Genomic DNA, 2230 nt, shown 5'->3' with positions numbered 1-2230 from the left:
ATATGACGCACGCTCGGTTAGGGGCGAGACGTTTGTTAGTCCCAGCTGGGGTTGGCCAGGTCTACTCCGGCACGTTCAGCCTCTGCCTCGATAGCGTCGGCCAACCACCGGGCTAGGCCTGGCTGCTGGGTCTCGTAGTAGCTGGTGAACCGCTCGTCGCTGATGTAGCCGCGCGAGATCAGGTAATGCTTGGCGGGGGTGACGGGGAAGAAGGCGCTGAGTACCTGGCGGTGGGCGCGGACGAGCTCGCCCGCCTCGGCGCTGTCCGTCGGTAGGCCGCGGCGCACGGCGTCCGCTAATTTTCCGTCCAGCTCAGCAGTGCGATTCTTGTAACCGGCCCAGTCGGCCTGGCTCCAGTTGGCGGTGCGTTGCTGGGTGGTGGCCCAGTCATCTGTACCGGTGTAGCGTTCCTCAGCTTCTGCCTGGTAATCGGCAAAGTTGGCATCGCCGAGAACTTCGCCGATTTCGGTGAGGGTGAGTTTCTTATTCGTCATTTCGATCTCCATGAGGGTGTCGATAGCAGCAACCATAGCGGAAAGCTGCTGTTGTTGGTCCATGAGGGCCTGGCGCTGCCTGCGGAGGTGCTCCAGGCTGGTTGAGCTACTGGCCAGGGCTTCTTTAATGTCGGTGAGTTTCATGCCGGTTGCCCGGTAGATGTGGATCTGTTGCAGGGTCACAATATCGTCGTGAGTGTAAAGCCGATAATTCGACCAGGTACGCTCAGCAGGGGCAATGAGCCCGAGGGATTCCCAATGATGCAGGGTGCGCACCGTGACACCGAGAGCCTGCGCTACTTCCCCTACCGTGTAGAGGGTTTCTTGATTCTTCATGTTTCCATTGTGGGGCCTAACGTGGCGTGAGGGTCAAACAAGATGAGAACTGCGGTTGCTTAGCTCAAATTCTGGGGTACCCGGTTGAGTATTTTTCACGCCAACCGCAGACTGCGGTTGAGGTTGACGGTATTAATTTTAGAGCTGGCCGTGCGGCTACTCGTAGCGCGCGTGATTTTGCCGTTGCAGCAGGCGTTACCGGTATTGAGGTCATGCAGTGGGTGGAGGATAAGTTCACCCTACCTTCAATTGTCGTGTCCTCATTCGAGGGAATAGCCCCGAGGGTAGCTGCTCAGTTGCTTCGTGAAGAGTGGGGTCTAGGTACTAAGCCTCTACCGAATTTGGTGCAGTTGTGCGAGTCGCGGGGTATTAGCGTGATGGTGCTTCCAGATGCTGCCATGCAGGTCGATGGGTTCTCGCTCTGGTATGAAGGTAAGCCCTTTATTTTTATTGCTCGGCAGAAGACGCCCGAGCGGGCTAGGTTTGATATTGCTCATGAGCTGGGGCATCTTGTGCTGCACCAGTTTGCTCCTGTTGATGATTCTTTGGCTGTGCAGGAGCGCGAGGCGGATGAGTTCGCGTCTGCCCTGTTAATGCCGGAGTCGCTGTTGGCTGAGTATCTTCCTCAGAATGCTTCGGCGGACGACCTTGTAGAAGCTAAGTACATTTTTCAGGTATCTGCCTTTGCCTTTAGTACTCGTCTGCGACTTGTGCAGGGGGAGAGCAAGGCCGAAAAGCATAGTGAGAGCGGACGCCCGGCCCTGCGCGTGGTGCGATGAGCGGCGCCCCGCATCTGTCAGATTATTTCTGCTTCAATACTTGAGGATGATTCACTGGCTGAGCGTATGGTCGCTGTTTTCCCCTGGATGTTAGCGCTCGATGCTGGGGACCGTGAGCTTTGCGCCCATGAACTGATCGACACTGCCCGAGCTGCTTTTGCTACCAACCAGCCAAAGACTTTACTGGTAGGGGTAACGAGCTGGTTTGAGTCCGCAACTGCCCTTGCTGCTGGGCTGGATCAGGTGGAGGCAGAGTTGTTGATTGAGCCTGTGAACGTAGAGATTCCTTGAAAAACTAATTGCTTTAGTCGTCGCTAGCGGATGAACAAGCCTGTCTAATATTGCTATGATAATCGAAGATGTATTCGAGAGGTGATGCATGATGGCAGGCCATCAAAATCTTGTTCCAGGAACGAAGTTCCATAGCCGGTGCGAGGAATGCATAGAGACCGCGCCGGCGATTAGGTATCACTTGGATGAGGAACGGCAGCTGGAGGCAATCGACAGGCATATTACTTGTTCTTCTTTTTCTAAGAATAGTCCTTGAGGCTTATTCAAAAGTCCCACCCGCAGCCAAAAACACCAACCCCCGCACCACCGCAAACACCCGCCCATACAACC

Annotated in this window: 3 protein-coding genes; 2 read left to right on the top strand and 1 reads right to left on the bottom strand. The window is 55.3% G+C overall.

Going from position 1 to position 2230, the window contains the following annotated elements; translation table 11 throughout:
• Positions 1-35: 35 nt before the first annotated feature.
• Positions 36-830 (bottom strand): MerR family transcriptional regulator, encoded by a 795-nt coding sequence (locus tag ACEE09_RS09255; RefSeq protein ID WP_449084085.1) that lies wholly within the window; start codon positions 828-830, stop codon positions 36-38.
• Between the two features lie 26 nt (positions 831-856).
• On the opposite strand from ACEE09_RS09255, the gene ACEE09_RS09250 reads away from it, so the two are divergent.
• Together ACEE09_RS09250 and ACEE09_RS09245 are read left to right on the top strand one after the other, a co-directional pair.
• The gene (locus ACEE09_RS09250; RefSeq protein WP_449084083.1) at positions 857-1609 is read left to right on the top strand and encodes an ImmA/IrrE family metallo-endopeptidase; all 753 of its coding nucleotides are present in this window, start codon (positions 857-859) and stop codon (positions 1607-1609) included.
• A gap of 66 nt (positions 1610-1675) precedes the next feature.
• Positions 1676-1900 (top strand): hypothetical protein, encoded by a 225-nt coding sequence (locus tag ACEE09_RS09245; RefSeq protein ID WP_449084081.1) that lies wholly within the window; start codon positions 1676-1678, stop codon positions 1898-1900.
• Positions 1901-2230 lie beyond the last annotated feature (330 nt).

Source organism: Rothia sp. 88186D007BW (assembly GCF_053544215.1).
The sequence above is the reverse complement of the archived record's forward strand: the minus strand, read 5'-3'. Positions and strand labels throughout refer to the sequence as shown.

What these genes read in the sequence shown, in the direction of transcription:
- ACEE09_RS09255 (WP_449084085.1), bottom strand. Translation starts at nt 830, where the DNA reads ATGAAGAATCAAGAAACCCTCTACACGGTAGGGGAAGTAGCGCAGGCT.
- ACEE09_RS09245 (WP_449084081.1), top strand. Translation starts at nt 1,676, where the DNA reads ATGGTCGCTGTTTTCCCCTGGATGTTAGCGCTCGATGCTGGGGACCGT.